Source organism: Paraburkholderia phymatum (assembly GCF_038900715.1).
GTDB classification, from domain to species: Bacteria; Pseudomonadota; Gammaproteobacteria; order Burkholderiales; family Burkholderiaceae; genus Paraburkholderia; species Paraburkholderia phymatum_A.
This window is the reverse complement of record NZ_JAYMRZ010000096.1, coordinates 1-463: the sequence shown is the minus strand read 5'-3', so window position 1 is coordinate 463 and position 463 is coordinate 1. Positions and strand designations below refer to the sequence as shown.

Annotated in this window: 1 rRNA gene; it reads left to right on the top strand. The window is 47.3% G+C overall.

The window, feature by feature from the left end:
• Nucleotides 1-133: 133 nt before the first annotated feature.
• A 23S ribosomal RNA gene (locus VSR68_RS42570) occupies nt 134-463 on the top strand; the annotation flags it as partial.

Here is a 463-nt window from a genome sequence, read left to right as displayed (position 1 = left end):
AAGATAGACTGAACGTTACTTTCACTGGTAACGGATCAGGCTAAGGTAAAATTTGTGAGTTCTCTTAGTTGAGAAATTCGAATTTTCGGCGAATGTCGTCTTCACAGTATAACCAGATTGCTTGGGGTTATATGGTCAAGTGAAGAAGCGCATACGGTGGATGCCTTGGCAGTCAGAGGCGATGAAAGACGTGGTAGCCTGCGAAAAGCTTCGGGGAGTCGGCAAACAGACTTTGATCCGGAGATATCTGAATGGGGGAACCCAGCCATCATAAGATGGTTATCTTGTACTGAATACATAGGTGCAAGAAGCGAACCAGGGGAACTGAAACATCTAAGTACCCTGAGGAAAAGAAATCAACCGAGATTCCCTTAGTAGTGGCGAGCGAACGGGGACTAGCCCTTAAGTGGCTTTGAGATTAGCGGAACGCTCTGGAAAGTGCGGCCATAGTGGGTGATAGCCC